Origin of the sequence: Micromonospora sp. NPDC051141, from assembly GCF_044455765.1 — a bacterium.
Taxonomy (GTDB): domain Bacteria; phylum Actinomycetota; class Actinomycetes; order Mycobacteriales; family Micromonosporaceae; genus Micromonospora.
This window is the reverse complement of sequence record NZ_JBITFD010000010.1, coordinates 110,562-135,351: the sequence shown is the minus strand read 5'-3', so window position 1 is coordinate 135,351 and position 24,790 is coordinate 110,562. Positions and strand designations below refer to the sequence as shown.

Here is a 24,790-nt window from a genome sequence, read left to right as displayed (position 1 = left end):
CCCTCCCGCCAGGGCCCGTAGTGATCTGCGTCCGAGCGAGGCGACCGGCGCCGGCCGGATGCCGGGGCCGGTCGTAGCCTGGCACGGTGAGCGAGATCGAGATCCTTCCGCGGCGCTTCGACGCGCCCGAGTCGCAGGAGCTGATCCAGGCGGCGCTGGCCGACCTGGGCCGGCGGTACGGCGGCAACGGCGACGAGACGCCCGTCGACGCCGCCGAGTTCGTCCCGCCGGCCGGCGCGTTCCTGGTCGCGTACCTGGACGGCCGACCGGTGGGCTGCGGCGGCTGGCGCAGCCACGGCGCGGACGGCGAGGAGGCCGAGCTGAAGCGGATGTACACCGCGCCGGCCGCCCGGGGCCGGGGCGTGGCCCGTGCGGTGCTCGCCGCGATCGAGCGGTCCGCCCGCGACGCCGGCCGGAAGCGGATCGTGCTGGAGTGCGGCGACAAGCAGCCCGAGGCGCTCGCCATGTACGCCTCGGCCGGCTACGAGCGGATCCCGAACTTCGGCTACTACCGGGACGCGCCGGGCTGCCTGTCGTTCGGACGGACGCTCTGACCGCCGCCGTCAGCCGACCGTGATCCGGATCTCCGCGGCGGCCCGACGGGCGGCGACCGCCGCCTCGTCCGGCGTCGCGCCCCAGGTCATCAGGTGCCCGCTGCGGTGCGCCGAGGAGAGCAGCTCGGGCACGGTCTGCCCGACCCTCGTCTCGACCTGGACGTCGAGCACGCCCGGCACGCGCAGCGCCGCCCGCCGGCCGTCCACCGCGGTGACCCGGCCGGGCGGGGCGGTCAGGAACTCGATCGCCGCCGCGCCGGTCGGCCGCTGCGGCAACGCCGGCCGTTCGCCGCACAGCACCCGCAGGTACGCCTCGATGACGTCCCGCTCGTAGGCGATCGAGATGAGCGCCGTGATCATGTCGCCGGGCATCCGGGCGGCGCACTCCACGAGCGTCGGCACGCCGTCGACCAGGATCCACTCGCTGTGCAGCATGCCGCTGCCGAAGCCGGCCGCCGCGGCGAGGCGGACCGCGGCCGACCGCAGCGCGTCGTGCTCGGCCGACGGCAGCGCGGACGGCACGGTGTGCCCGGTCTCCACCGGGTGCCGGCCACCGGCGACCCGCTTGTCGGTGACGTTCGCGAAGATCACCTCGCCGCCGGCGACCAGCAGCTCCACGCTGTGCTCGGAGCCGACCAGCAACTCCTCGACCAGGACGCCGGTGGGCAGGCCCGCGGTGGCCTCGGCCGGCTCCGGCGGGGTGGCGCTGGCCGCCCAGCGGGCCGGCACCTCGGCCGGGTCGGTGATGAGCTGCACGCCGAGGCTGCCGGAGCGGCGGGTGGGCTTGAGCACGCACCGGCCGCCGTGCGCGCGGGCGAACTCCGCCGCCCGGCCCGCGTCGTCGACCAGCTCGTAGGCCGGGTTGGCCAGGCCGATCTCGTCGGCGAGCAGCCGCATCCGGTGCTTGTCGGAGAAGATGTCCGCGGCGACCGCCCCGGCGCCGGGCCGGCCGAGCCGGTCGGCCAGCCGGGCGGTGGCGGCGACCGCGTACTCCAGGCCGGGCAGCACCAGGCGCGCGTCGGCCAGGCCGGGCTCGCGACCGAGCAGGGCGTCGACGTCCAGGCCGGTCTGGTACTCCGCGGCCACCAGGCGGCCGATCAGCGGCAGTTCCTCGGCGAACCGGGCCAGGTCGCGGCGGCGGATCACGTCCGGCTCCTCGACCAGCACCACACTGCCGGCCGGCAGTTCCTGGTCGAACCAGCGCAACGAGCCGAACGACCCGCCCACCACCACCAGTTGCTCGCGGCCCAGATCGAGGTCCACCGGTCGTCCTCCCCACGGTCCGCGCCGGAGCCGGACGGCCGGCGCAGCAGCACCCTAACCGGCGGGGACCAGCCGGTCGCCGTACGGTCGGTCAGCGGTCGCCGCGGACCGGCGGACACGACAGAAGCCGGCGGACCCGAGGGGTCCGCCGGCGACCGACGATGTTCCGGTGGTGCTCCGCGTCAGGCGCGGGTGACCTTGCCGGCCTTGATGCACGAGGTGCAGACCTGCAACTTCTTGGTGGTGCCGCCACCGGCCGGGGTACGCACCGACTGGATGTTCGGGTTCCAGCGGCGGTTGGTCCGCCGGTGCGAGTGGGACACGTTGTGGCCGAAGCCCGGTCCCTTGCCACAGACGTCGCACACGCTAGCCACGGGATACTCCTGGGATTGAAACGTTCATGAGGTCGCCGCCAGGCGCAGCCCGGGCAACCTGGCCAGGTTACCCGATGCCGGTCGGTACGCCCAATCGGCCCTTCGCCGAGCCCACCGGAGCGTACCGGCCGGCCGGGTCGACGCGTGGCCGGCCCGGGACCGGGAGCGGGCCGGGCCGGGCCGACCGGTCGACCGGGCAGGCGGACACGCCGGACGACCCCGGCGCGTGTCGGTGTGCGCCAGTAGGCTTCCCGACGTGCTGGACACCCTCGACGCCGCCGCGGTGCGCCGCTGGTGCGCGAGCGGGCTGGCCGCCCTCCAGCGGCACCAGGGCGAGATCGACGGCCTCAACGTCTACCCGGTGCCGGACGGCGACACCGGCACCAACCTGGTGCTCACGCTCACCTCGGCCCAGCAGGCCCTGGCCATGGATCTCGGCACCCTCCCCGACGACGGGCACACCCCGCACGGGCACGCGCTGCGGCTGATGGCCCGCGGCGCGTTGCTCGGCGCGCGGGGCAACTCCGGGGTGATCCTCTCGCAGATCCTGCGCGGCCTCGCGGACGCGCTCGCCGCCGCGCCGGCGGTCCGGGGCCGGCAGCTCGCCGGTGCGCTCGCCGACGCCGCCACCGCCGCCTACGCCGCGGTCGCCCGGCCGGTCGAGGGCACGCTGCTGAGCGTGGTCGCCGCGGCGGCCCGCGCGGCCCAGCGGGCGGACAGCGACGACCTGCGCACGGTGGCCGGGGCCGCCGCCGAGGCGGCCACGCACGCGCTGGCCCGCACCCCGGAGCAACTGCCCGAGCTGGCCCGCGCCGGCGTGGTCGACGCCGGCGGGCGCGGGCTGTGCCTGCTGCTCGACGCGCTGGTCGAGGTGATCACCGGGGAGAGCCCCGGCCGGCCGGCCCCCGCGCCGGCCGCGCCGCACCGGCCCGGGGCTGCCGTCCGGGAGACCGGCTCCGACGCGTACGCCTACGAGGTGCAGTACCTCCTCGACGCCACCGAGGAGGCGGTCGCGCGGCTGCGCGGCGAGCTGGCCGGGCTCGGCGACTCCCTGGCCGTGGTCGGGGACGGCGACGGCACCTGGAACGTGCACGTGCACGTCAACGACGTCGGGGCCGCCGTTGAGGCGGGCGTGGTCGCCGGCCGGCCGCACCGGATCACGGTGACCCGGTTCGCCGACCACCCGGCTCCGGCGCCCGGCCCGCCGCCGACGCCGTCCGGCGGCCGGGCCGCCGTGGTGGTCGCCACCGGCGCCGGCATCGCCGAGCTGTTCGCCGCCGAGGGCGCGGTGGTGGTGCCGGCCAACCCGTCCACCGGCGAGCTGCTCGACGCGATCCGGGCCACCGACGCGGCCCGGGTGGTGGTGCTGCCGAACGACCCGAACACGCAGTCGGTGGCGAGCGCGGCGGCCAGGGAGGCGCACCGCCTCGGCGTCAAGGTCAGCGTGGTGCCCACCCGTTCCCCGGTGCAGGCGCTCGCCGCGCTCGCCGTCCGCGACCCGAAGCGCCGCTTCGAGGACGACGTGATCGCGATGGCCGAGGCCGCCGGCGCCTGCCGCTACGCCGAGGTCTGCCACGCCGGCCGGGAGGCGCTCACCGTCGCCGGGCCGTGCCGGCCGGGTGACGTGCTGGCCCTGGTGGAGGGCGAGGTGCACCTGATCGGGCAGGATCTGACCGACACCTGCACCGCCGTGGTCGACCGGATGCTCGGCGGCGGCGGCGAGCTGGTCACGCTGCTCTGCGGGGCGGACGCCCCGGCCGGGCTGGCCGACCGCGTCCGCGCCCACGTCGAGCGCGCCTGGCCGTTCGTCGAGGTGCAGGCGTACGAGGGCGGCCAGCCGCACTACCCGCTCCTGCTGGGGGTCGAATGACGAGCGAACCGTCGACGGTGGACACCCCGCTCAAGAAGCTGGTCGGGGAGAAGACCGCGAAGGCGCTTGCCGGTCACCTCGACCTGCACACCGCCGGTGACCTGGTCTACCACTTCCCGCGCCGCTACGACGAGCGCGGCGAGCACACCGACATCCGCTCGCTCGACGTGGGGGAGCAGGTCACCGTGCTGGCCCAGGTGCAGCGCACCACGGTCCGCCCGATGCGCCAGCGGCGCGGCAACCTGCTGGAGGTGACCGTCGGCGACGGCTCCGGCGGCGTGCTGACCTGCACCTTCTTCGGCAACCAGGCGTGGCGGGAGCGGGAGCTGCGACCGGGCCGCTGGGGGCTGTTCGCCGGCAAGGTGACCGAGTTCCGGGGCAAGCGGCAGCTCAACGGCCCGGAGTACGTCCTGCTCGGCGAGGGCGGTGACAGCGAGGCGGCGGCCAGCGAGGAGGTCGAGGAGTTCGCCGGCGCGCTGATCCCGGTCTACCCGGCCGCGGCGGCGGTGCCGACCTGGGTGATCGCCCGCTGCGTCCGGGTGGTGCTGGACACGTTCACCCCGCCGGACGACCCGCTGCCGGCCACCCTGCGGGCCACCCGCAACCTGGTCGGCATCGACGCCGCCCTGCGGGAGATCCACCGGCCGTCCAGCAAGGAGGCGCTCTACCGGGCCCGCCGCCGGCTCAAGTGGGACGAGGCGTTCGCGGTGCAGCTCACCCTGGCGCAGCGCAAGCACCGGGCGGCGGCGTGGCCGGCGCGGGCCCGACCGGCCCGGGCCGGTGGCCTGCTGGACGCGTTCGACGCCCGGCTGCCGTACGAGCTGACCCCCGGTCAGCAGGTGGTCGGGCGGGAGATCGCCGCCGACCTGGCCACCGCGCACCCGATGCACCGGCTGCTCCAGGGCGAGGTGGGCTCCGGCAAGACGGTGGTGGCGCTGCGCGCCATGCTCCAGGTGGTCGACGCCGGCGGTCAGGCCGCGCTGCTCGCCCCGACCGAGGTGCTCGCCGCCCAGCACCACCGCGGCATCCGGGAGCTGCTCGGCCCGCTCGGCACCGCGGGCGAGCTGGGCGCCGCCGACGACGCCACCCGGGTGGAGCTGGTCACCGGCTCGCTGGGCGCAGCGGCCCGACGCCGTGCCCTGGCCGAGGTGGCCGAGGGCCGGGCCGGCATCGTGCTCGGCACGCACGCGTTGCTCTACGAGGGTGTCGACTTCGCCGACCTGGGCCTGGTGGTGGTGGACGAGCAGCACCGCTTCGGCGTGGAGCAGCGGGACGCGCTGCGCGCCAAGGCCGAGCAGCCGCCGCACGTGTTGGTGATGACCGCCACCCCGATCCCGCGCACGGTCGCCATGACCGTCTACGGCGATCTGGAGACCTCCACGTTGTCCCAGTTGCCGCAGGGCCGCTCGCCGATCGCCTCGCACGTGGTGCCGGCCGCCGAGAAGCCGGCCTTCCTGGACCGGGCCTGGCGTCGGCTGCGCGAGGAGGTCGGCAAGGGCCACCAGGCGTACGTGGTCTGTCCCCGGATCGGGGACGGCCCGGTCTCGGACGAGGAGGCGCCGCGGGAGGACGACAACGGTCGCCGGCCGCCGCTGGCGGTGACCGAGGTGGCCCCGCTGCTCGCCGACGGGCCGCTGCACGGGCTGCGGATCGGGGTGCTGCACGGGCGGCTGCCGGCCGACGAGAAGGACGCGGTGATGCGCGCGTACGCCGCCGGCGACCTGGACGTGCTGGTGGCGACCACGGTCGTCGAGGTGGGCGTGAACGTCCCCAACGCGACCGTGATGATCGTGCTGGACGCCGACCGGTTCGGCGTCTCCCAGCTGCACCAGTTGCGCGGCCGGGTGGGCCGGGGGTCGGCCGCTGGTCTCTGCCTGCTCGTCACCGAGGCGGCCGAGGGCTCGTCGGCCCGGGAGCGGCTGGACGCGGTGGCCTCCACCACCGACGGGTTCAAGCTGGCCGAGCTCGACCTGGAACAGCGCCGGGAGGGCGACGTGCTCGGCGCGTCCCAGTCCGGCCGGCGCTCACACCTGCGGTTGCTGTCGCTCCTGCGCGACACGGAGCTGATCCGGGACGCCCGCGCCGAGGCGATCGAGCTGGTCGAGGAGGATCCGGAGCTGGCCCGGCACCCGGCGCTGGCCGCGTCCGTCGCCGCCCTGGTCGACGAGGAGCGCGCCGAATACCTGGAGAAGGGCTGACCCACCGGTCAACCCGGTGTGGAGTACGCGGCGCGAGGACGCGGGGGCGCGACGTCCCGGCCGCCTGTTTCACGGAAACAGTGGCTAACTGGGCCCCGAAGGCCACTCTTTCCGTGAAACAGGCGCGTGAGGCGCGCTGAGGCGGTGAGGCGCGTGAGGCGGGTGAGGCGCGTGAGGCGGGTGAGGCGCGTGAGGCGGGTGAGGCGCGTGAGGCGCGTGAGGCGGGTGAGGCGGGTGAGGCGCGTGAGGCCGTGAGGCGCTGGGGATGCGAGGGCGCGCCGACCGGGTGGTCGACGCGCCCCGGGGGTGCGGGCGGGTCAGGCGGTGAAGCGGATCCGGCGGCGGCGGGCCACCACGAACAGCGTCGCGCCGGCGGCCAGCAGCAGCGCGGCGCCACCGGCGATCGCGCCGGCGGCCGGGCCGGTCACCGGCAGGCCGCCGCCCTGGCCGGAGCAGTCCTCCGGCTGGGAGTACGGGACGGTCTCGGCGTCCTCAACGACGTCGTACTTCACGGTGACCTTGAGGCCCCGGTAGGCGTCGAACTCGACCGAGGTGGTCCTGCCCGGCGCTGAGGTGAGCTTCTTGGTGACGCCCTTCTCGGTGGTCAGCGTGGCGGTGAAGGGGATGCCCTTGGCCGGGTTCTCCACGATGAAGGTCATCGAGTCGCAGTCCTGGTCCAGCTTGAAGATCGGCTCGGCCGGCTCGGCCGGGGCGGACGGCGTCGCGGACGGGCTCGGCGGGGTGGAGACGGACGCGGACGGCGTCGGGGTGGGCCGCTCGGGTGACCGGGTCGGCTCCGGCGTGCCGCTGGGCGACGGCGAGCTGGGCGACGGCGACGGGCTCGCCACGACCTCGCAGTCGCGGCTGGGCCGGGCCACCACGGTGCGCTCACCGTCGTGCGACTGCCGGCCCCGCTCCCAGTGCGCCCCGACGGTCAGCTTCAGCTCCGGGATCGCACCGGTGAACGTGTGGGTCTGGGTGCCGGTCAGCGGCCCCTCGCTCTGCTTCTTCAGTTCCGCGCCGACGGTCAGACCGCCGGTGATGTCGCCGGGCACGGTGGACTCCAGCTTGGTGATCCGGCCGGAGATGTCGCGCTCGCTGCTGATCACCGACCAGGTGACGGTGACCGTGCCGTCCTTGGTGGCGCAGAAGCTGCCGGACGGTTCGGGGTGGTGGGCCGCGGCGGGGGCGGCCGTGGTGGCGACGCCCGCGAGGCCGATCAGCGCGCCGGCGGTGAGGACGGCGGCACGCCGGAGGTTGAGACGGTTCACGTCTTCTCCTGATGAGGGGAGGTGCGGAGAGGGTGCGGCGGACGGACCGGAGTCACGCGTCCACTCGGCAACCGGGCAGACCCTAGCGAGATCGACACTGTGGGCGTTACCGAGATCTACGGGTCGTAAAGGGTCCGTTATGAATTTGAGATCATAGATGTACGGGGGGTCACGAACCGTCGCTCCCGGTGGTCCGCCCGTCCCGTGTCCGCGGTCGCGTAGCGTCGGGGCATGCGGAGGGAACGACGGTGACCCGGATCGTGGCCGGCGCGTTCGGTGGGCGGCGGATCGCCGCGCCGCCCGGCGCCGGCACCCGACCGACCTCGGACCGGGTGCGGGAGGCGCTGTTCAGCGCCGTGCAGGCCGATCTCGACCTGGCCGGGGCGCGCTTCGTCGACCTGTTCGCCGGCTCCGGCGCGGTCGGGCTGGAGGCGCTGTCCCGGGGTGCGGCGCACGTGCTGCTGGTCGAGTCGGACGCCCGGGCCGCCCGGGTGATCCGGGAGAACATCGCCACCCTCCGGGCCGCGCCGGCCGCCCGCCTGGTCACCGGCAAAGTGGCCGGCGTGCTGGCGGCCGGGCCGGACGGCGGGCCGTACGACGTGGTCTTCGCCGACCCGCCGTACGCGGTGCCGGCCGCGGAGGTCACCGCGATGCTGGCCGCGCTGGTGCACGGCGACTGGCTCGCCCCGGACGCCCTGGTGGTCGTCGAGCGGTCCCGCCGATCCGGACCGGTCGACTGGGTGGAGGGCGTCACGCCGGAGCGCAGTCGCCGCTACGGCGAGACCACCCTTTGGTACGGTCGCCGATCATGAGACGTGCGGTCTGCCCGGGCTCGTTCGACCCGGTCACCAACGGTCACCTCGACATCGTCGGCCGGGCCAGCCGGCTCTTCGACGAGGTGATCGTCGGCGTGCTGGTCAACCAGTCGAAGCAGGGGTTGTTCACGGTCGAGGAGCGGATCACGATGCTCCGCGAGGTGACCGCCTCGTACGACAACGTCCGGGTGGAGTCGTTCCGCGGCCTGCTCGTCGACTTCTGCCGGGACCAGCAGGCGAGCGTGCTGATCAAGGGCCTGCGGGCGGTCAGCGACTTCGACTACGAGTTGCAGATGGCCCAGATGAACATCGGCCTGGCCGGCGTGGAGACGCTCTTCATGCCGACCAACCCGCTCTACTCCTTCCTCTCCTCCAGCCTGGTCAAGGACGTGGCCAAGTGGGGCGGCGACATCTCCGCCCACGTCCCCGACCTGGTCCGCGAGCAACTCGTCGCCCGCCTCCGCCCCTGACCCCGCCCCCAATCCCCGCCGATCTTGCACTTGTGGCCTGGCAGTTGTCCCTTTCGCGGCACATGTCGGGGCGGAAAGTGCAAGATCAACGGCGAGGGTGGGGCGGGGGGCGACGCGCCGGGTGGGCGGGGTGGGGCGGGAGTGGCGGGGCGCGACATGATGGGGGCAGCGCCGGAACCGGGCGCAGGCCGCATCATGGAGGGCGGCCGACGAAGACAGGAGTGAGGCGCCGGTGGACCCGCTCGATCGCATCGACGAACTGATCGCCATGGTGGAGCAGGCCCGCTCCGTCCCGATGTCGCGCAACAACTGCATGGTCGACCGCGGTGAGATGATCGCCGTGCTCGACGAGTTGCGCGCCGAGCTCCCCGCCGACCTGCGCCGGGCCGCCGCGCTGCTGGAGGAACGGGACAAGATCATGGAGGCCGGCAAGCGCGAGGCCGACCGGATCATCAGCGAGGGTGAGGCGGAACACGCCCGCCTGGTCTCGGTGAACGAGATCACGGTCTCCGCCGAGCACGAGGGCGCCCGGATCATCGGCGAGGCGCGGGCCGAGGCGCAGCGCCTCCGCGAGGAGGTGGACGACTACGTCGACACCGCGCTGGCCAACTTCGAGCAGTTCCTGACCCGGGCGTTGGCCTCGATAGAGCGCGGCCGGGACAAGATGCACGCGCTGCGCGAGATCGGCACCTTCGCGGGGGACGAGGCCGACCGCCCGCTACCCTTCTGAGCGGCGCACGGGCCGGTCGCCGACAGCCGGCCGCCGCCGGGCCGGGGCGGACACGCCCCCGGTTCGACGGTCCGCCGGTCTCCCAGGTAACCTTTTTTGTCGGCCTCTCACCGGCCGGAGTCTGACTATGCCCAAACATTCGCCAAGCCAACTCGACCCCAGGTCGCCGCTGGTCCTCGACACGAGAGACCTGCCGCGTCGACCTGGCGCGTTGCGTGAGCTCCGGCGGGTCGTGACGGCACCGGCGGACCTCGGCGTGGAGTTGATCGGCGTGCCGGCCGGCGCGGACCTCGACCTCGACCTGAGGTTGCAGTCGGTGTCCGAGGGCGTGCTCGTCTCCGGGACCGTCGCCGGTCCCGTCAAGGGCGAGTGCGGTCGCTGTCTGCGCGAGATCGACGACTCGGTGGTCGTGAACGTCCAGGAGCTGTACGCGTACGAGGACAGCACCACGGACGAGACGACCGACGAGGACGAGGTGGGCCGGATGCAGGGCGATCTGATCGACCTGGAGCCGGCGTTGCGGGATGCGGTGGTGCTCGCGCTGCCGACCAACCCGCTCTGCCGGGAGGACTGCCCAGGCCTGTGCCCCGACTGCGGGGTGCACTGGGACGATCTGCCGGCCGACCACAGTCACCAGCAGGTCGACCCGCGTTGGGCGGGCCTGTCGCAACTGACCCGTACAGAGGAGTAGGAACCGTGGCCGTCCCCAAGCGCAAGATGTCGCGCAGCAACACCCGCGCCCGCCGGGCGAACTGGAAGGCCACGGCGGTGTCGACCGTTGCCTGCCCGCAGTGCAAGTCGCCGAAGCTGCCGCACGCCGCCTGCTCCGTCTGCGGCACGTACAACGGCCGCCAGGTTCTCGAGGTCTGACCTGGACGCCGAGTGACGCCCCCGACCACCGGTCGGGCGGCGCGCGCACCACGGCTCACGCCCGGTGCCCCGGCTCCCTCCGCCGCCGGCCGTTCCCCGGCCGGCGGGCCGACGGAGCCGGGCACCGCGCGGATCGCCGTCGACCTCCTCGGCGGGGACGATGCTCCCGCCGTCGTGGTTGACGGCGCTCTGCGGGCGGTGCGCACCGACCCTGACCTGCGCCTGATGCTCGTCGGCCCGACCGAGGTGGCCGACGGGCTGATCGCTGCGCTCGACCCGGCGCACCGCGCCCGGGTCACGGTCCGCGCGGTGCGGGCCGCCGTCGGCATGGCCGACCATCCGACCGCCGCACGCGGCGAGAGCACGGTACGCACGGCCGTGCAGGCCGTCCACGACGGGCTCGCCGACGCCGTGGTCTCCGCCGGCTCGACCGGGGCCACCGTCACCGCCGCCGCGCTCGGCCTGGGCCGCTGGACCGGGGTACGCCGACCCGCGCTGGTCGCCACGCTGCCGGCCGTCGCCGGACCGGTGGTCCTGCTGGACGTCGGCGGCACACTCGAACCCGGCCCCGCCACGCTGGCCCGGCACGCCGTTCTCGGCGCCGCCTACGCGGCGGTGGCGCACGGCGTCGTCGCACCCCGGGTGGGCCTGCTCTCCGTCGGCCACGAGGCCGGCAAGGGTGACCGCCTGCGCCGCGCCGCCGACCCGGCGCTCGCCGCCGTGCCACTGCCCTGCGGCGCCCGATACGTCGGCCTGGTCGAGGGGTTCGACCTTTCCCTGGGCGGTCGCGCCGACGTGGTGGTGACCGACGGCTTCACCGGCAACGTCCTGCTGAAGGCCATCGAGGGCGCGTACGCCATGGCCGGTGGGCCGCCGGTCAGCGGCGGCGCGCCCCGCGCGGCGGCCCTGCTCGGGGTGGCCGGCACCGTGGTGGTGTGCCACGGCGCGGCCGGCCCCGACGACGTCGCCTCGGGCATCGCGCTGGCCGCCCACCTCTGGCGTCGCGACGCCGCCGGCACGGTCCGCGCCCTGCTCGCCGAGATCCCGCACGATCCCGCACCTGACCGCAACGACACCGAGGTAGCACCATGACCAACGACAAGCGGCGGCGTGCTCCCGTCGGCCTCCTCGAGGCGGCCTTCGGGGTGTCGCTCGACCCGGAGCTGCTGGAACGCGCCCTGACCCACCGCTCGTACGCGTACGAGAACGGCGGGCTGCCCACCAACGAGCGGCTGGAGTTCCTCGGCGACTCGGTCCTCGGCGTGGTGATCACCACCGCGCTCTTCCACAACCACCCGGACCTGCCCGAGGGGCAGTTGGCGAAGCTGCGGGCCAGCGTGGTCAACATGCGCGCGCTGGCCGACGTGGCGCGTGGCCTCGGCCCGGACGGGCTGGGCGCGTACCTCCTGCTCGGCAAGGGCGAGGAGGCCACCGGTGGTCGGGACAAGGCGAGCATCCTGGCCGACACGCTGGAGGCGCTGCTCGGCGCCATCTACCTCCAGTACGGCCTGGACACCGCCGCCATCGTGATCCACCGCCTCTTCGACCCGCTGATGGCGGAGTCGGCCGGGCGGGGCGCGGCGCTGGACTGGAAGACCAGCCTCCAGGAGTTGACCGCCGCGCTGGGGCTGGGCGTGCCGGAGTACCGGATCGAGGGCACCGGACCGGACCACCTGAAGACGTTCACCGCCTGGGTGGTGGTGGCCGGCAACCGGTACGGCGGCGCGGAGGGGCGCAGCAAGAAGGAGGCCGAGCAGCGGGCCGCCGAGTCGGCCTGGCGGATGCTCACCGAGCAGGCGGAGGCGACCGCGCGGGCGGAGGCCGAGGCGCGGGCGGCGGCCGAGGCCGGGGCGGCGGCCGACCCGGAGGACGCCGAGGCGGGCGCCGGCCGTGCCTGAGCTGCCCGAGGTCGAGACCGTCCGGCAGGGGCTGGCCGAGTGGGTGGTCGGCCGACGGATCAGCGCCGTCGAGGTGCGCCATCCCCGGGCGGTACGCCGGCACGCGCCGGGCGGCGCGCACTTCGCCGACGTGCTGGCCGGCCGGACGATCACCGACGTCCGCCGCCGGGGCAAGTATCTCTGGCTGCCGCTGGACAGCGGGGACGCGGTGATCGGCCACCTGGGCATGTCCGGGCAGTTGCTGCTGCAACCGGTCGGCGCGGCCGACGAGCTGCACCTGCGGGTCCGGTTCCGGTTCGCCGACGACGGCCCGGAGCTGCGCTTCGTCGACCAGCGCACGTTCGGCGGGCTGTCCGTCTCCGACGGCGGGGCGGAACTGCCGGCCGAGATCGCGCACATCGCCCGGGACCCGATGGACCCGGAGTTCTCCGACGACGCGTTCGTGGCCGCGTTGCGCCGCCGGCGTACGGAGATCAAACGGGCGCTGCTCGACCAGACGCTGATCTCCGGCGTGGGCAACATCTACGCCGACGAGGCGCTGTGGCGGGCGAAGCTGCACGGCGCCCGGCCGACCGACGCGTTGACCGGGCCGGCGGCGCTGCGGCTGCTCGGCCACGTGCGGGACGTGCTCGGCGAGGCGATCAAGCAGGGCGGCACCAGCTTCGACGAGCTGTACGTGAACGTCAACGGCGAGAGCGGCTACTTCGACAGGTCGTTGAACGCGTACGGCCGGGAGGGCGAGCCCTGCCCGCGCTGCGGCGCGCCGATCCGGCGGGAGGCGTTCATGAACCGTTCCTCCTACAGTTGCCCGCGCTGCCAGCCGCGTCCCCGGGGCACGCTCCGGGGATGACCCCGAGCCGGCTCGGGGTTGCGCCGGTGTGCTGCGCCGGACCGGGCCCGGGGGCCCGCCGCGACGTACCCTGAAATGTCCCTTTCCGCCGGACCGGCGCGGCCGGTTCCGGCCGCCGGGTAGGGCCAGCCCTATCGGGGAGGAGCCGGGGCCGTTCCCCGATGTCCGGGCTCCGTCGGCTGCCTAGCGTCTCCAGACGTCGGCACGGGGCCGACGGCTGGAGGGGGACCCGGATATGGGCAGGCGACCGGTGACCGTGCGGTTGGCACGGTGGAGTGCGGAGCATCCGTGGCGGGCCATCGCGCTGTGGGTGGTGTTCGTGGCGGTGTGCTTCGTCGGCGGCAACGCCGCCGGGCTGAACGAGGCCACCGACGCGGATCAGGCGATCGGCGAGTTCGGGCGGGCCGAGCTGATCGTCGACGACGGCGGCTTCCACCGGGCCGCCACCGAGAACGTGCTGATCACCGCGCGGTCCGGCCCGCTCGACCCGGCCGCGGCGAAGGCCGCCGCGACCGACGCCGCGGCCCGGCTGCGGCAGGTCGAGGGCGTCGCGTCGGTGGGTACGCCGATGCCGTCGCGGGACGGGAGCGCGCTGCTGCTGCCGGTCACCATGTCCGGCGACCCGGAGACCGCCGGGGACCGGGTGGGACCGCTGCGGGACGCCACCGCCGGTGTGCAGGCCGCCCATCCGGGGTTGCGGGTGGAGGAGGTCGGCGGCCCGTCGATCGACAAGGCGCTCGACGACACGCTCGGCAAGGACTTCAAGCGGGCCGAGCTGCTCAGCCTGCCGGTGACGCTGGCCATCCTGATCATCGCGTTCGGCGCGTTGATCGCCGCCGGCGTGCCGGTGCTGCTCGCGCTCTCCTCGGTGGCCGCCGCGATGGGCCTCTCCACGCTCGCCTCGCACCTGGTGCCGGCCACCGACACCACGGCCAGCGTGATCCTGCTGATCGGCATGGCGGTGGGCGTCGACTACTCGCTGTTCTACGTGCGGCGCGAGCGTGAGGAACGGGCGAAGGGGCGGTCCGGACTGGACGCGGTCGAGGTCGCGGCGGAGACGTCCGGGCACGCCGTGGTGGTCTCCGGCACCGCCGTGATCATCGCGATGGCCGGCCTGCTGCTCGCCCAGGACGCCATCTTCTCGTCGCTGGCGGTCGGCTCGATCCTGGTGGTCGCGGTGGCGGTGCTCGGCTCGCTGACCGTCCTGCCGGCGCTGCTGGCCAAGCTGGGCCGGTGGGTGGACCGGCCCCGGGTGCCGCTGCTGTGGCGGCTCACCACCCCGCGTCCCGGGCGGCGTCCCCGCTTCTGGCCGGCCGTGCTCCGGCCCGCGCTGCGCGCGCCGGTGGCCACCCTGCTGGTGTCGGTGGCGCTGCTGCTCGCCCTGGCCGCGCCCGCGCTGGGCATGAAGCTGAAGTTCCCCGGGACCGAGGACGTGCCGCGCACCACGGCGGCCATGCAGGCGTACGACCGGCTCGCGGCGGCCTTCCCGAGCAACGGCACCAGCCACACGGTGGCCGTGCGGGCGCCCGCCGACCAGGCCGACCGGGTGCGGGCCGCGCTCACCGGGCTGGCCGCCCGTACCGCAACCGACCCGCTCTTCGCGCCGGCCGAGGGGGACGGCCCGGAGATCCGGGTGTCGACGGACCGGCGGGTGTCGGTGCTGGAGGTGGCGACGCCGTTCGCCAGCCGCTCGGACGAGGCGTCCCGCTCCCTGCACGAGCTGCGCGACGACCTGGTGCCGGCCGCCCTGGACGGCGTGCCCGGCGTGGAGTACGCGGTCGGCGGCGGGGTGGCCGCCAGCGAGGACTACGCCGACCACATCTGGGCGAAGCTGCCGGTGGTCGCGGCGTTCGTGCTGGCGCTGACGTTCCTGGTGATGGCCTGGACGTTCCGGTCGGTGGTGGTGGCGCTCACCTCGATCCTGCTGAACCTGCTCTCCGTCGGCGCCGCGTACGGGCTCCTGGTGCTGGTCTTCCAGAGCGACTGGGCGGAGGGGCTGCTCGGGTTCACCTCGATGGACGCGATCGTCACCTGGCTGCCGCTGTTCCTGTTCGTGGTGCTGTTCGGGCTCTCCATGGACTACCACGTCTTCGTGGTCAGCCGGATCCGCGAGGCGGTGGACCGGGGCATGCCCAACCGGGAGGCGGTGGCGTACGGGATCACCTCCTCGGCGCCGGTGGTGACCAGCGCGGCGATCGTGATGGTCGGGGTCTTCTCGATCTTCGCCACGCTCAGCATGATCGACTTCAAGCAGCTCGGCATCGGGCTGGCGGCGGCGATCCTGCTGGACGCCACGATCATCCGCGCGGTGGTGCTGCCGTCGGTGATGACGCTGCTGGGTGACGCGAACTGGTGGGCGCCGCGGTTCCTGCGCCGCCGGGTGGCCGGCCCGCCGGCCGAGCCGCCGCCCGCGCCGGCGCCGGAACTGGTCGGCGCCCGCTGACCGACGGGGGGCCGGATCGTCCGATCCGGCCCCCCGCCGCGACTCCCATGCGACTGCCATCCGATTCCCAGCCGGTTCCCATCCGACCGGGAAAGCCGAAGGCAGGATTAGTGCTGGTGGCCCCGGGGCATCTGGGCGGCCATGGACGAACAGCTCTCGCCGGAGGCGCCTACCTCCGCCCCGGCTCCCGAATCCCTCCGGCGGGCGTCATGAGCACCGACGTGTCGACCGGCACCGTACGGACCAACGTCCCGGCCCGCCTCGACCGGCTGCCGTGGTCCCGCTGGCACTGGATGATCGTGATCGGTCTCGGGACGGTGTGGATCCTCGACGGTCTCGAGGTGACCATCGTCGGCAACCTGTCCGGGAAGCTGGCCGAGCCGGGCAGCGGTCTGGACATCACGCAGAGCCAGGTCACCGGCCTGGCCGCCGCGCTCTACGTGGCCGGCGCGTGCACCGGCGCGCTCTTCTTCGGCTGGCTCACCGACCGGTTCGGCCGCAAGAAGCTGTTCCTGCTGACGCTGGGGCTCTACCTGGTGGCCACCGCGCTCACCGCGCTCTCGTTCGACACCTGGTGGTTCTTCCTGTTCCGGTTCCTCACCGGCATGGGCATCGGCGGTGAGTACGCGGCCATCAACTCGGCCATCGACGAGCTGATCCCGGCCCGCCACCGCGGCCGGATCGACATCATCATCAACGGCACGTTCTGGCTCGGCGCGGCGATCGGCGCGCTGCTGACCGTACCGCTGCTCAACGGCCTGCCGACCAACCTCGGCTGGCGGGTGGCGTTCGGCATGGGCGCGGTGCTCGGCGTGGTGATCCTGCTGGTCCGCCGGCACGTGCCGGAGAGCCCACGCTGGTTGTTCATCCACGGTCGGGCGGACGAGGCGAACCACCTCGTCGACTCCGTCGAGGCCGAGGTGGAACGGGAGACCGGCAGGGACCTCGCCGAGGCCGACAACTACATCGAGATCCGGCAGCGGAAGAGCACGAACTTCCTGGAGATCGCGAAGACGCTGTTCCGCCGCTACCCGAAGCGCGCCACGCTGGGCTTCTCGCTCTTCATCGGGCAGGCGTTCCTCTACAACGCGATCACGTTCGGCTTCGCCCAGATCCTGGAGACCTTCTTCGACGTCCCGCCCGGCAACAGCGGCTACTACTTCGCGGTGATCGCGGTCGGCAACCTGCTCGGCCCGCTGCTGCTCGGCAAGCTGTTCGACACGGTGGGCCGGGTGCCGATGATCGCCGGCTCGTACATCGGCTCGGGCGTGCTGCTGCTCGGCACCGCCTGGCTGTTCCACTCCGGCGTGCTCAGCGCGGTGACCATGACCGCCTGTTGGTGCGTGGTGCTCTTCTTCGCCTCGGCGGGGGCCAGCGCGGCGTACCTGACGGTCAGCGAGATCTTCCCGATGGAGACCCGGGCCATGGCGATCGCGTTCTTCTACGCGATCGGCACCGCCGCCGGTGGCGTCACCGGCCCGCTGCTCTTCGCCAAGCTGGTCGGCAGCGGCCAGGTCGGCGACACCGTGATCGCGTTCGTCATCGGCGCCACCATCATGATCATCGGTGGTCTGGTGGAACTGGCGCTCGGCGTCAAGGCGGAAGGCAAGTCCCTGGAGGACCTGGCCACCCCGCTCAGCGCCGAGCACCCCGACCTGCCGTCGCAGCGCGACGCCGGCAGCCCGACCTCGACCACCGGCGCGAGCGCCGGCTGACCCCGAACACGCCCACCGCCCCCGCCCACGACGGGCGGGGGCGGTGCCGCGTTCACGGCAGCGGGCAGGAGGCGCGCCAGGCGTCGAGGGCGCGGTCCTTGCGGATCGACGCGAAGCCGTAGCCGACCGAGGTGACGCAGAACGTGGCCGGCTCGCCGACGTACTCGACGTGGAAGACCGGCTTGCGCGCGTCGACGAACGGCAGCAGCTTCGCGCACTCGCGCCGGCGGACGCACTCCTGGTTGACCGCGAAGTCGAAGTCGGGCGCCAGCGCGGCCACCTGCGTCACGTCGTCGACCAGGCCGGGGGAGAGGTCGAACCGCCGGGCCAGCCCGGCCAGCCGACGGTTGACCAGCACCTGCTCGTCGAAGCCGAGCGGGAAGCCGGAGCGGTGCCGGAAGCCGTCCACGTCGGACAGCGCCACCGCGCCGAAGCCCTTGCCCCGGCAGAGCCGGAACCGGTCGGCCAGCACCGGCTCCAGCGCGTCCCAGCGCCGGACGTCCAGGAACCGGCTACCGGGCCGCCCCGGCACCGCCGCGCCGCGTACCGCGGCCGGGAAGCGGGTGGCGTCCGGGTCGCCTGTCGCGTACGTGCCCACCCGGACCTGACAGACCAGCCGGCGACCCCGGGCGCGCAGCGCGGCGGTCTCGGTCGAGGTGGTGGCGACCGGGTCGAGGACGAAGACGTCCGCCGCGACCGAGACGTCGACCGGGCCGGTGAGCTGCCACTGCCACGTCCAGCGGCGGGCCAGCGCGGCCGGCCACGAGGTGGGGGCGCCGGGCGGCGGGGCGAGCTGGTCCCGGCAGCCCGGGAGCGGGGCGAGCAGCAGCGCGGTCAACGCCAGCGCCACGCCCCGGCGCGGCCCTCGTCGGCGGACGCGGACCGGCCGGGAGCGCGGCACGGCGTACGCCGGCCGGATCCGCATCGACAGCTCCCCGGACGCGGGCGGCCCGACGCCGCCCCCGACCGGTCAACGAGCGCCGACCCGGTCACGACGCGCCGGTCAGCGCGGGGTGCCGAAGTCCTGCGTCCAGTACGGCCCGTTGCTGCGCGCCACGCCCACCCCGATCTCGGTGAACGAGCAGTTCAGGATGTTGGCCCGGTGCCCGGGGGAGTTCATCCAGGCGTCCATGACCGCGGCCGGGCTCTGCTGGTTCCAGGCGACGTTCTCGCCGTACGCCCGCCAGGCGTAGCCGGCCCGGTCGAGCCGCTGCCCGACGTCGCTGCCGTCGCTGCCGTCGTGCGTCATGGTCTTGTGGTCGGCCTGGTCCTGGCTGTGCCGCTGGGCGGCGAGCGTCAGCTTGGTGTCGACGCCGAGCGCCTTGCAGCCGGCCTTGGCCCGCTCCTGGTTGACCAGGTCGACGACCTGCTGCAACTCGGCGCTGAGCCCGCCCGAGGTGGTCCGGGCGGTGGTGCCGCTCGGCGCGCTGCTGCGCTGCTGCTGGCGCGACGGGGCGGTGGTCCGGCTCGGCTTCGGCGCGACCTTTTTCGTCGGGCTCGGCTTGGCGGTGGTCGGCGCGGTGGACGGGCTGGCGGACGCCGAGCCGGAGGCGGACGCGTCCGCGGCGGGTGTGGCGTCGGACTCCCCGGTCGGCGACGGGGCGGCGGCCACCGGCGCGTCCACGGCGGCCCGCTCGGCCGGCCCGTCGTCACCGGGCAGCAGCACCGCGCCCACGCCCAGGCTCACCACGAGGGTGGCCGCGGCGGCGGCGCCCCCGATCACGAACGGTCGGGACAGTCGCCGCTTCGGCCGGCGCCGGTCGTCGTCGGCCGGGGTGTCGGTCACCGGCTGCCAGGCGGCGGTGGGCTGCTCCCACCCGCCGGCCGGCTCCTCGCCGTTCCAGCGGTCCCGGCCCGCCGGGTAGCTGTCGCCCGGCGCGTACGGCGCCCGGGGGTCGTACGCCGGCTGCGCCTGGCCGCGGCCGGGCGCGGCGGCGGGCCCGTAGCCGGGCTGGTCGTAACCGGCCTGGTCGTAACCGGGCTGGTCGTAACCGGGCTGGTCGTAGCCCGGCTGGTCGTAACCGGCCTGGTCGTAACCGGGCTGGCCGTAGCCGGTGGGCTGGTCGTAGCCGGACGCGGCGGCGGGGCCGTGACCCGGGTGCGCGGCCGGGCCGTACCCCGGCTGGTCGCCGTGGCCGTAGCCGGCGGGCGGGCGGTACGCCGGCTCGGCCGGGTGGCCCCAGCCCGGGTGCGCCCCGGTGGCGTCGGCCGGGCCGTGGCCGGGGCGGGCGGTGTCGCCGTAGCGGTCCGCGTCGAGGGTGGGCGGCAGGTGGCCGGCAGGTGGCTGCCCGGACTCGTCCCCGAAGAGGTACGACGACCGCGGCTCGGGCCGGTCGGTGAGCCACGCCGGACCCTGGTCGGTCGGTGGCTCGGGGCGCCGGGAGGCGTCGTCCGGGTCGATCGGGTCGGTCCAGCGGTACACGCCTGTCGCCTCCACGGGTCGGTTGCGGGCCGGGGTGACGCTACGGGCGCGGCCCGAGCAGCGGCAACGTGGCTAAGAAAGAGTTAAGGCGAACCGGGCGGGAAGGGGGAGGTGTTCGGTGGACACCCGGGCGTACAGTGAAGGCGTCCGGACAGAGCGTGTCCGCGCCCTTTGTGGCAGCCCCCCGGTGAGTGGCCCGGCCGACGTGGAGATGATCTACGGCCTGCGGCAACTTGACGAAGGAGGGGGGTTCGGCTCAATATATAGGTGTCGCCAGTCGCGCCCAGCCATGTCCCGATGCACAGCGGGAATGGCAGCCGCGAACATCATGGGCGCGCGTTGGCCGGCCTTTCCGGCAGCGCATATCGAGGAGTTCAGCATGGCGAAGGCCCTCTACGGCCACGTAGGTGCAGCGTCCGACCGGCGTCTGCTCGACGAGGTCACCCGACTGCGTGCCAGGGTTCAGGCACTGGAATTCGAGATCACGCGTCTGCGCGCCGAGAACGATCGGCTCGCGGCGGCGGCAGCGGAGGCCGACGACCTCCTCCGTCTCGCCGAGCCCGCGCTGACCTGAGTTCCAGTCGCCGGAAAACTGAATCGCACCACACCGAAAAGCGCGCCGACACTTCAGTGCCGGCGCGCAGCCATGTGCGTACCCTTTCCGCAATTATCGATCTTGCGAGGCGTTTCGGAATTGCGCCTGCGGAAACCGGGTGGGTCGCGTGCCGGCGGCGTCCCGGTCGCGGGTTAGTCTGCGGGTTCACCAGGTCCGCGGCTCCGGCGACGGTACGGCGGCCACCGGACGAGGATCGAGAAGGTGCATCTCAAGAGCCTGACGGTGAAGGGCTTCAAGTCCTTCGCCTCCGCCACGACGTTGAAGCTGGAGCCCGGGATCACCTGCGTGGTCGGTCCGAACGGCTCCGGCAAGTCCAACGTCGTCGACGCCATCGCCTGGGTGCTCGGCGAGCAGGGCGCGAAGGCGCTGCGCGGCGGCAAGATGGAGGACGTCATCTTCGCCGGCACCGCCGGACGGGCCCCGCTGGGCCGGGCCGAGGTCACCCTCACCATCGACAACACCGACGGCGCGCTGCCGATCGAGTACACCGAGGTCTCCATCACCCGCCGGATGTTCCGCTCCGGCGAGAGCGAGTACGAGATCAACGGCGACTCCTGCCGCCTGCTCGACATCCAGGAGCTGCTCTCCGACTCGGGCATCGGCCGGGAGATGCACATCATCGTCGGGCAGGGCCGGCTCGACGGCATGCTGCACGCCAAGCCGGAGGACCGGCGGTCGTTCATCGAGGAGGCGGCCGGCGTCCTCAAGCACCGCAAGCGCAAGGAGAAGGCGCTGCGGAAGCTCGACGCGATGCAGGTGAACCTCAACCGGCTCACCGACCTCACCGCCGAGCTGCGCCGCCAGCTCAAGCCGCTGGGCCGGCAGGCCGAGGTGGCCCGGCGGGCCGCCGCCATCCAGGCCAACCTGCGCGACGCCCGGCTCCGGCTGCTCGCCGACGACCTGCACACGCTGCGGACCACCCTAAACAAGGAGATCGCTGACGAGACCGCGCTGCGCGAGCGGCGCGAACAGATCGAGGGCGAGCACGGCGAGGTGCAGGGCCGCCTCGGTGAGCTGGAGGCGGCCCTGGCCGAGGACGCCCCGCTGCTGGCGGCGGCCCAGGACACCTGGTACAAGCTCTCCGCGTTGCAGGAGCGGTTCCGGTCCATCGAACAGCTCGCCCGGGAGCGCCTGCGGCACCTCAGCGCCACCGGCGACGACGAGCGGCCCGGCCGCGACCCGGAGCAACTGGAGGCGGAGTCGCGGCGGGTCCGCGAGCAGGAGGAGGAACTGCGCGCCGCGCTCACCGACGACCAGATCCGGCTTGCCGAGGCGGTCGAGCACCGGCAGGAGCTGGAACGGCAGCTCGCCGCCGCCGAGCGGGAGTTGGTGGCCGCCGCCAAGGCCATCGCCGACCGGCGCGAGGGGCTGGCCCGGCTGACCGGCCAGGTCAACTCCGCCCGGGCGCGGACCACGAGCGCCGGCGAGGAGATCGAACGACTCGCCGCCGCGCACGCCGACGCGTTGGGCCGCGCCGAGAAGGCGCAGGCCGACCTGGACGCGGTCGCCGAGCAGTCCACCGAGGCGGACCGGGACAATGCCGACCTGGACGCCCGGCACGCCGAGGCGGTGGCCGCGCACGAGCGGGCCCAGGCGACCGTGCGCGGTCTCGTCGACGCCGAGCGGGCCGCCGAGAAGGACGCCGCCACCTGGAAGGCCCGCGAGGAGGCGCTCGCGCTCGGCCTGCGCCGCAAGGACGGCGCCGGGGCGCTGCTGGCCCGCGCCGACCAGGTGCCCGGCCTGCTCGGCAGCCTCGCCGGGCTGCTCACCGTGGCCCCCGGCGACGAGGCGGCGCTCGCCGCCGCGCTGGGTGGGCTCGCCGACGCGGTCGCGGTCACCGGCGTGGACGAGGCCGTCGAGGCGATGCGGCTGCTCAAGATCTCCGACGCCGGGCGGGCCGGGCTGCTGGTCGGCAGCCCTGCCGGGCCCGGCATGGACGGCTCGGCGGACGCGCTGCGCCCGAAGCTGCCCGAGAGCGCCCGCTGGGCCCCGGACCTGGTGGAGTGCGCGGCCGGGATCCGCCCGGCCGTGCACCGGGCGCTGCGGGACGTGGCGCTCGTCGACGACCTGGCCGCCGCCGCCGAGCTGGTCGCCGCGAACCCGGAGCTGCGTGCGGTCACCCCGGACGGCGACGTGGTCGGGGCGTACGCGGCGGCCGGCGGGTCGGCCAAGGCGCCCAGCTTCATCGAGGTGCAGGCCGCGGTCGAGGAGGCCCGCACCAACCGGGCCACCGCCGAGCACACCGCGGCCGAGCTGCGGGAACAACTGGTCGAGGCGCGGGCCGAGGTGACCGCCGCGAAGGAGGCCGTGCAGCACGCCGCCGCCGCGAAACGGGAGGCGGAGAGCCACCGCAACGCCGCCGCCCGCCGCCTCGCCGAGCTGGGCGCCGCCGCCCGGTCGGCCAAGGCGGAGACGGACCGGCTCGGCGAATCCCGGGCCCGCGCCGAGGCGGCCCGGGAGCGGGACCTGACGGCCCTGGCCGAGCTGGAGGAGCGGCTGCGGCTGGCCGAGGTCACCCCGATCGACGCCGAACCGTCGACCGAGGAACGCGACCAGCTCGCCGCCATGGTGCCGCCCGCCCGGCAGAACGAGATGGAGGTCCGGCTCGCGGTGCGTACCGCCGAGGAGCGGGTCTCCTCGATCGCCGGCCGGGCCGACTCGCTGGCCCGGCAGGCGACCGCCGAACGCGCCGCGCGGGAGCGCGCGGCGGCCCGCCGCGCGGCCCGCACCCGCGGTGCGGAGATCGCCCGCGCCGTGGTCGGCGGCGCCCGCGAGGCGCTCACCCGGCTCACCGTCTCGCTCGCCCGGGCCGAGGAGCACCGGGACGCCGTCGCCCGCGAGCGCGCCGCCCGCGAGGCCGAGCTGTCCGAGGTACGCGGCGCGGCCAAGCGCCTCGCCGCCGAGCTGGAGCGGCTCACCAGCCAGGTGCACCGGGACGAGGTGGCCCGCGCCGAGCAGCGGATGCGCATCGAGCAGTTGGAGGCGAAGGCCGCCGAGGACTTCGGTCTGGACGTGCCCACGCTGATCGCCGAGTACGGCCCGGCGCAGCTCGTGCCACCGACCGACGCGGACGTCGCGCAGGCCGAGAAGGACGGCCGGCCGGTGCCCGAGCCGGTCCGCTACGAGCGGCCGGCGCAGGAGAAGCGGGCCGCCAAGGCGGAACGGGAACTGGCCCTGCTCGGCAAGGTGAACCCGCTCGCGCTGGAGGAGTTCGCCGCGCTGGAGGAGCGCTTCAAGTTCCTCTCCGAGCAACTGGAGGACCTCAAGGCCACCCGGCGGGACCTGCTCACCGTGGTCAAGGACGTGGACGACCGAATCCTGGAGGTCTTCGCCAGCGCGTTCGAGGACACCGCCCGCGAGTTCGAGCAGGTCTTCACCGTGCTCTTCCCCGGTGGCGAGGGCCGGCTGGTGCTCACCGACCCGGAGGACCTGCTCACCACCGGCGTCGAGGTCGAGGCCCGGCCGCCGGGCAAGAAGATCAAGCGGCTCTCGCTGCTCTCCGGCGGCGAACGGTCGCTGACCGCGGTGGCCATGCTGGTGGCGATCTTCCGCGCCCGGCCCAGCCCGTTCTACATCATGGACGAGGTGGAGGCGGCGCTCGACGACGTCAACCTGGGCCGGCTGATCACGCTGATGGCACAGTTGCGGGAGAAGAGCCAGTTGATCGTCATCACCCACCAGAAGCGGACCATGGAGATCGCCGACGCGCTCTACGGCGTGACGATGCGCAGCGGCGTGACCCAGGTGATCAGCCAGCGGCTCAACCGGGCCGAGGACGACGGGCAGGAGACAGACGAGTGAGTCGGGAACGCGCCACGGCGCTCCTGGTGGATTTCGACGGCGTGCTGCGCCGCTGGGACCCGGCGGTGGCCGCCGGCGTCGAGCGGGAGTACGGGCTCACCGAGGGGGTCCTCGGCGAGATCGCGATGTCCTGGGGGCTGCTCCAACCGGTGCTCACCGGCCGGATGAGCCACGCCGCGTGGATGGCGAGCGTGGCGGACGCGCTGACCCCGTCGGTCGGCGACCCGGCCCGGGCCCGCGCGGCGGTCGAGGCGTGGCAGCGCTACCGCGGGGAGGTGGACCCCGACGTGCTCGCGTTCGTCCGCGAGGTGCGGGCGGCCGGCATCCGGGTCGGGTTGGGCACCAACGCCACCGACCTGCTCGACGCCGACCTGGCCGCGCTGGAGCTGACCGACGAGCTGGACGTGGTGGTCAACTCCTCGGTGGTGGGCGTGCACAAACCGGCGAAGGAGTACTTCCAGGCCGCCTGCGCGGCGCTGGACACGCCGCCGGGCCGGGTGCTCTTCGTCGACGACCAGGACCGCGCGGTGGCCGGCGCCCGGGTCGCCGGCCTCTCCGCGCACCGGTGGAGCGGGCCGGCCGACCTGCGCTACCTGCGCGCCGCGCTGGCGTACTGAACCGGGGTGCGGA

21 protein-coding genes are annotated in these 24,790 nt (G+C 74.4%); 16 read left to right on the top strand and 5 right to left on the bottom strand.

The window, feature by feature from the left end; translation table 11 throughout:
* The first annotated feature begins 86 nt into the window (after window positions 1-86).
* A complete protein-coding gene (locus ACIA6B_RS20050; RefSeq protein ID WP_396775259.1) occupies window positions 87-554 on the top strand; it encodes a GNAT family N-acetyltransferase in 468 nt (155 codons plus the stop codon).
* 9 nt (window positions 555-563) lie between these two features.
* Here ACIA6B_RS20050 and ACIA6B_RS20045 read toward each other — a convergent pair whose 3' ends face one another.
* Together ACIA6B_RS20045 and rpmB are read right to left on the bottom strand one after the other, a co-directional pair.
* Window positions 564-1,817, bottom strand: a complete 1,254-nt coding sequence (locus ACIA6B_RS20045) for an ATP-grasp domain-containing protein (protein ID WP_396775258.1) — start codon at window positions 1,815-1,817, stop codon at window positions 564-566.
* Window positions 1,818-1,999: 182 nt separating this feature from the next.
* Entirely contained in the window at window positions 2,000-2,191 is a 192-nt protein-coding gene (gene rpmB / locus ACIA6B_RS20040) for a 50S ribosomal protein L28 (protein WP_013284551.1), read from the bottom strand.
* Window positions 2,192-2,447: 256 nt separating this feature from the next.
* Between rpmB and ACIA6B_RS20035 the strand changes: the two genes are divergently transcribed.
* Together ACIA6B_RS20035 and recG are read left to right on the top strand one after the other, a co-directional pair.
* Window positions 2,448-4,061 (top strand): DAK2 domain-containing protein, encoded by a 1,614-nt coding sequence (locus tag ACIA6B_RS20035; RefSeq protein WP_396775256.1) that lies wholly within the window; start codon window positions 2,448-2,450, stop codon window positions 4,059-4,061.
* Window positions 4,058-6,259 carry an ATP-dependent DNA helicase RecG gene (gene recG / locus ACIA6B_RS20030; protein WP_396775254.1) on the top strand — a complete coding sequence of 734 codons (2,202 nt, stop codon included), beginning with the start codon at window positions 4,058-4,060 and terminating at the stop codon, window positions 6,257-6,259. Before ACIA6B_RS20035 ends, recG begins: the two co-directional genes overlap by 4 nt.
* Before the next feature lie 317 nt (window positions 6,260-6,576).
* Here recG and ACIA6B_RS20025 read toward each other — a convergent pair whose 3' ends face one another.
* The gene (locus tag ACIA6B_RS20025) at window positions 6,577-7,530 is read right to left on the bottom strand and encodes a cell wall anchor protein (protein WP_396775252.1); all 954 of its coding nucleotides are present in this window, start codon (window positions 7,528-7,530) and stop codon (window positions 6,577-6,579) included.
* A gap of 248 nt (window positions 7,531-7,778) precedes the next feature.
* Here ACIA6B_RS20025 and rsmD point away from each other — a divergent pair, with 248 nt between their 5' ends.
* From rsmD to ACIA6B_RS19975, 10 genes are all read left to right on the top strand, one after another.
* A complete protein-coding gene (gene rsmD / locus ACIA6B_RS20020; RefSeq protein WP_396775250.1) occupies window positions 7,779-8,342 on the top strand; it encodes a 16S rRNA (guanine(966)-N(2))-methyltransferase RsmD in 564 nt (187 codons plus the stop codon).
* Window positions 8,339-8,815 carry a pantetheine-phosphate adenylyltransferase gene (gene coaD, locus ACIA6B_RS20015; RefSeq protein WP_107156120.1) on the top strand — a complete coding sequence of 159 codons (477 nt, stop codon included), beginning with the start codon at window positions 8,339-8,341 and terminating at the stop codon, window positions 8,813-8,815. Before rsmD ends, coaD begins: the two co-directional genes overlap by 4 nt.
* Before the next feature lie 232 nt (window positions 8,816-9,047).
* Entirely contained in the window at window positions 9,048-9,545 is a 498-nt protein-coding gene (locus tag ACIA6B_RS20010) for a hypothetical protein (RefSeq protein ID WP_107156119.1), read from the top strand.
* Window positions 9,546-9,672: 127 nt separating this feature from the next.
* Window positions 9,673-10,236: a YceD family protein gene (locus ACIA6B_RS20005; RefSeq protein ID WP_396775248.1), complete on the top strand. Its 564-nt coding sequence runs from the start codon at window positions 9,673-9,675 to the stop codon at window positions 10,234-10,236.
* A 5-nt stretch (window positions 10,237-10,241) separates the two neighbouring features.
* On the top strand, window positions 10,242-10,415 hold the full coding sequence (rpmF, locus tag ACIA6B_RS20000) for a 50S ribosomal protein L32 (RefSeq protein ID WP_107156117.1): 174 nt from the start codon (window positions 10,242-10,244) through the stop codon (window positions 10,413-10,415).
* Window positions 10,416-10,547: 132 nt separating this feature from the next.
* On the top strand, window positions 10,548-11,507 hold the full coding sequence (locus ACIA6B_RS19995) for a phosphate acyltransferase PlsX (RefSeq protein WP_396775478.1): 960 nt from the start codon (window positions 10,548-10,550) through the stop codon (window positions 11,505-11,507).
* Window positions 11,504-12,313, top strand: a complete 810-nt coding sequence (gene rnc / locus ACIA6B_RS19990) for a ribonuclease III (RefSeq protein ID WP_396775246.1) — start codon at window positions 11,504-11,506, stop codon at window positions 12,311-12,313. Before ACIA6B_RS19995 ends, rnc begins: the two co-directional genes overlap by 4 nt.
* A complete protein-coding gene (gene mutM, locus ACIA6B_RS19985) occupies window positions 12,306-13,163 on the top strand; it encodes a bifunctional DNA-formamidopyrimidine glycosylase/DNA-(apurinic or apyrimidinic site) lyase (protein WP_396775244.1) in 858 nt (285 codons plus the stop codon). The genes rnc and mutM overlap by 8 nt, the downstream gene beginning before the upstream one ends.
* A 235-nt stretch (window positions 13,164-13,398) precedes the next feature.
* Entirely contained in the window at window positions 13,399-15,606 is a 2,208-nt protein-coding gene (locus ACIA6B_RS19980) for an MMPL family transporter (protein ID WP_396775242.1), read from the top strand.
* Between the two features lie 209 nt (window positions 15,607-15,815).
* Complete coding sequence (locus ACIA6B_RS19975; RefSeq protein WP_396775240.1) at window positions 15,816-17,321, top strand: MFS transporter; 1,506 nt, start codon at window positions 15,816-15,818, stop codon at window positions 17,319-17,321.
* 52 nt (window positions 17,322-17,373) lie between these two features.
* Here the strand turns inward: ACIA6B_RS19975 and ACIA6B_RS19970 are convergent, their stop codons facing one another.
* Together ACIA6B_RS19970 and ACIA6B_RS19965 are read right to left on the bottom strand one after the other, a co-directional pair.
* Complete coding sequence (locus ACIA6B_RS19970; protein WP_396775238.1) at window positions 17,374-18,246, bottom strand: endo alpha-1,4 polygalactosaminidase; 873 nt, start codon at window positions 18,244-18,246, stop codon at window positions 17,374-17,376.
* A gap of 78 nt (window positions 18,247-18,324) precedes the next feature.
* A complete protein-coding gene (locus ACIA6B_RS19965; RefSeq protein ID WP_396775236.1) occupies window positions 18,325-19,743 on the bottom strand; it encodes a CAP domain-containing protein in 1,419 nt (472 codons plus the stop codon).
* Between the two features lie 379 nt (window positions 19,744-20,122).
* Here ACIA6B_RS19965 and ACIA6B_RS19960 point away from each other — a divergent pair, with 379 nt between their 5' ends.
* The 3 genes from ACIA6B_RS19960 to ACIA6B_RS19950 all read left to right on the top strand — a co-directional run bounded on the left by ACIA6B_RS19960 (window position 20,123) and on the right by ACIA6B_RS19950 (window position 24,777).
* The gene (locus ACIA6B_RS19960) at window positions 20,123-20,317 is read left to right on the top strand and encodes a hypothetical protein (RefSeq protein ID WP_107156252.1); all 195 of its coding nucleotides are present in this window, start codon (window positions 20,123-20,125) and stop codon (window positions 20,315-20,317) included.
* 243 nt (window positions 20,318-20,560) lie between these two features.
* Window positions 20,561-24,160 (top strand): chromosome segregation protein SMC, encoded by a 3,600-nt coding sequence (smc, locus tag ACIA6B_RS19955; RefSeq protein ID WP_396775234.1) that lies wholly within the window; start codon window positions 20,561-20,563, stop codon window positions 24,158-24,160.
* Window positions 24,157-24,777 (top strand): HAD family hydrolase, encoded by a 621-nt coding sequence (locus ACIA6B_RS19950; protein ID WP_107156108.1) that lies wholly within the window; start codon window positions 24,157-24,159, stop codon window positions 24,775-24,777. The genes smc and ACIA6B_RS19950 overlap by 4 nt, the downstream gene beginning before the upstream one ends.
* Window positions 24,778-24,790: the final 13 nt, after the last annotated feature.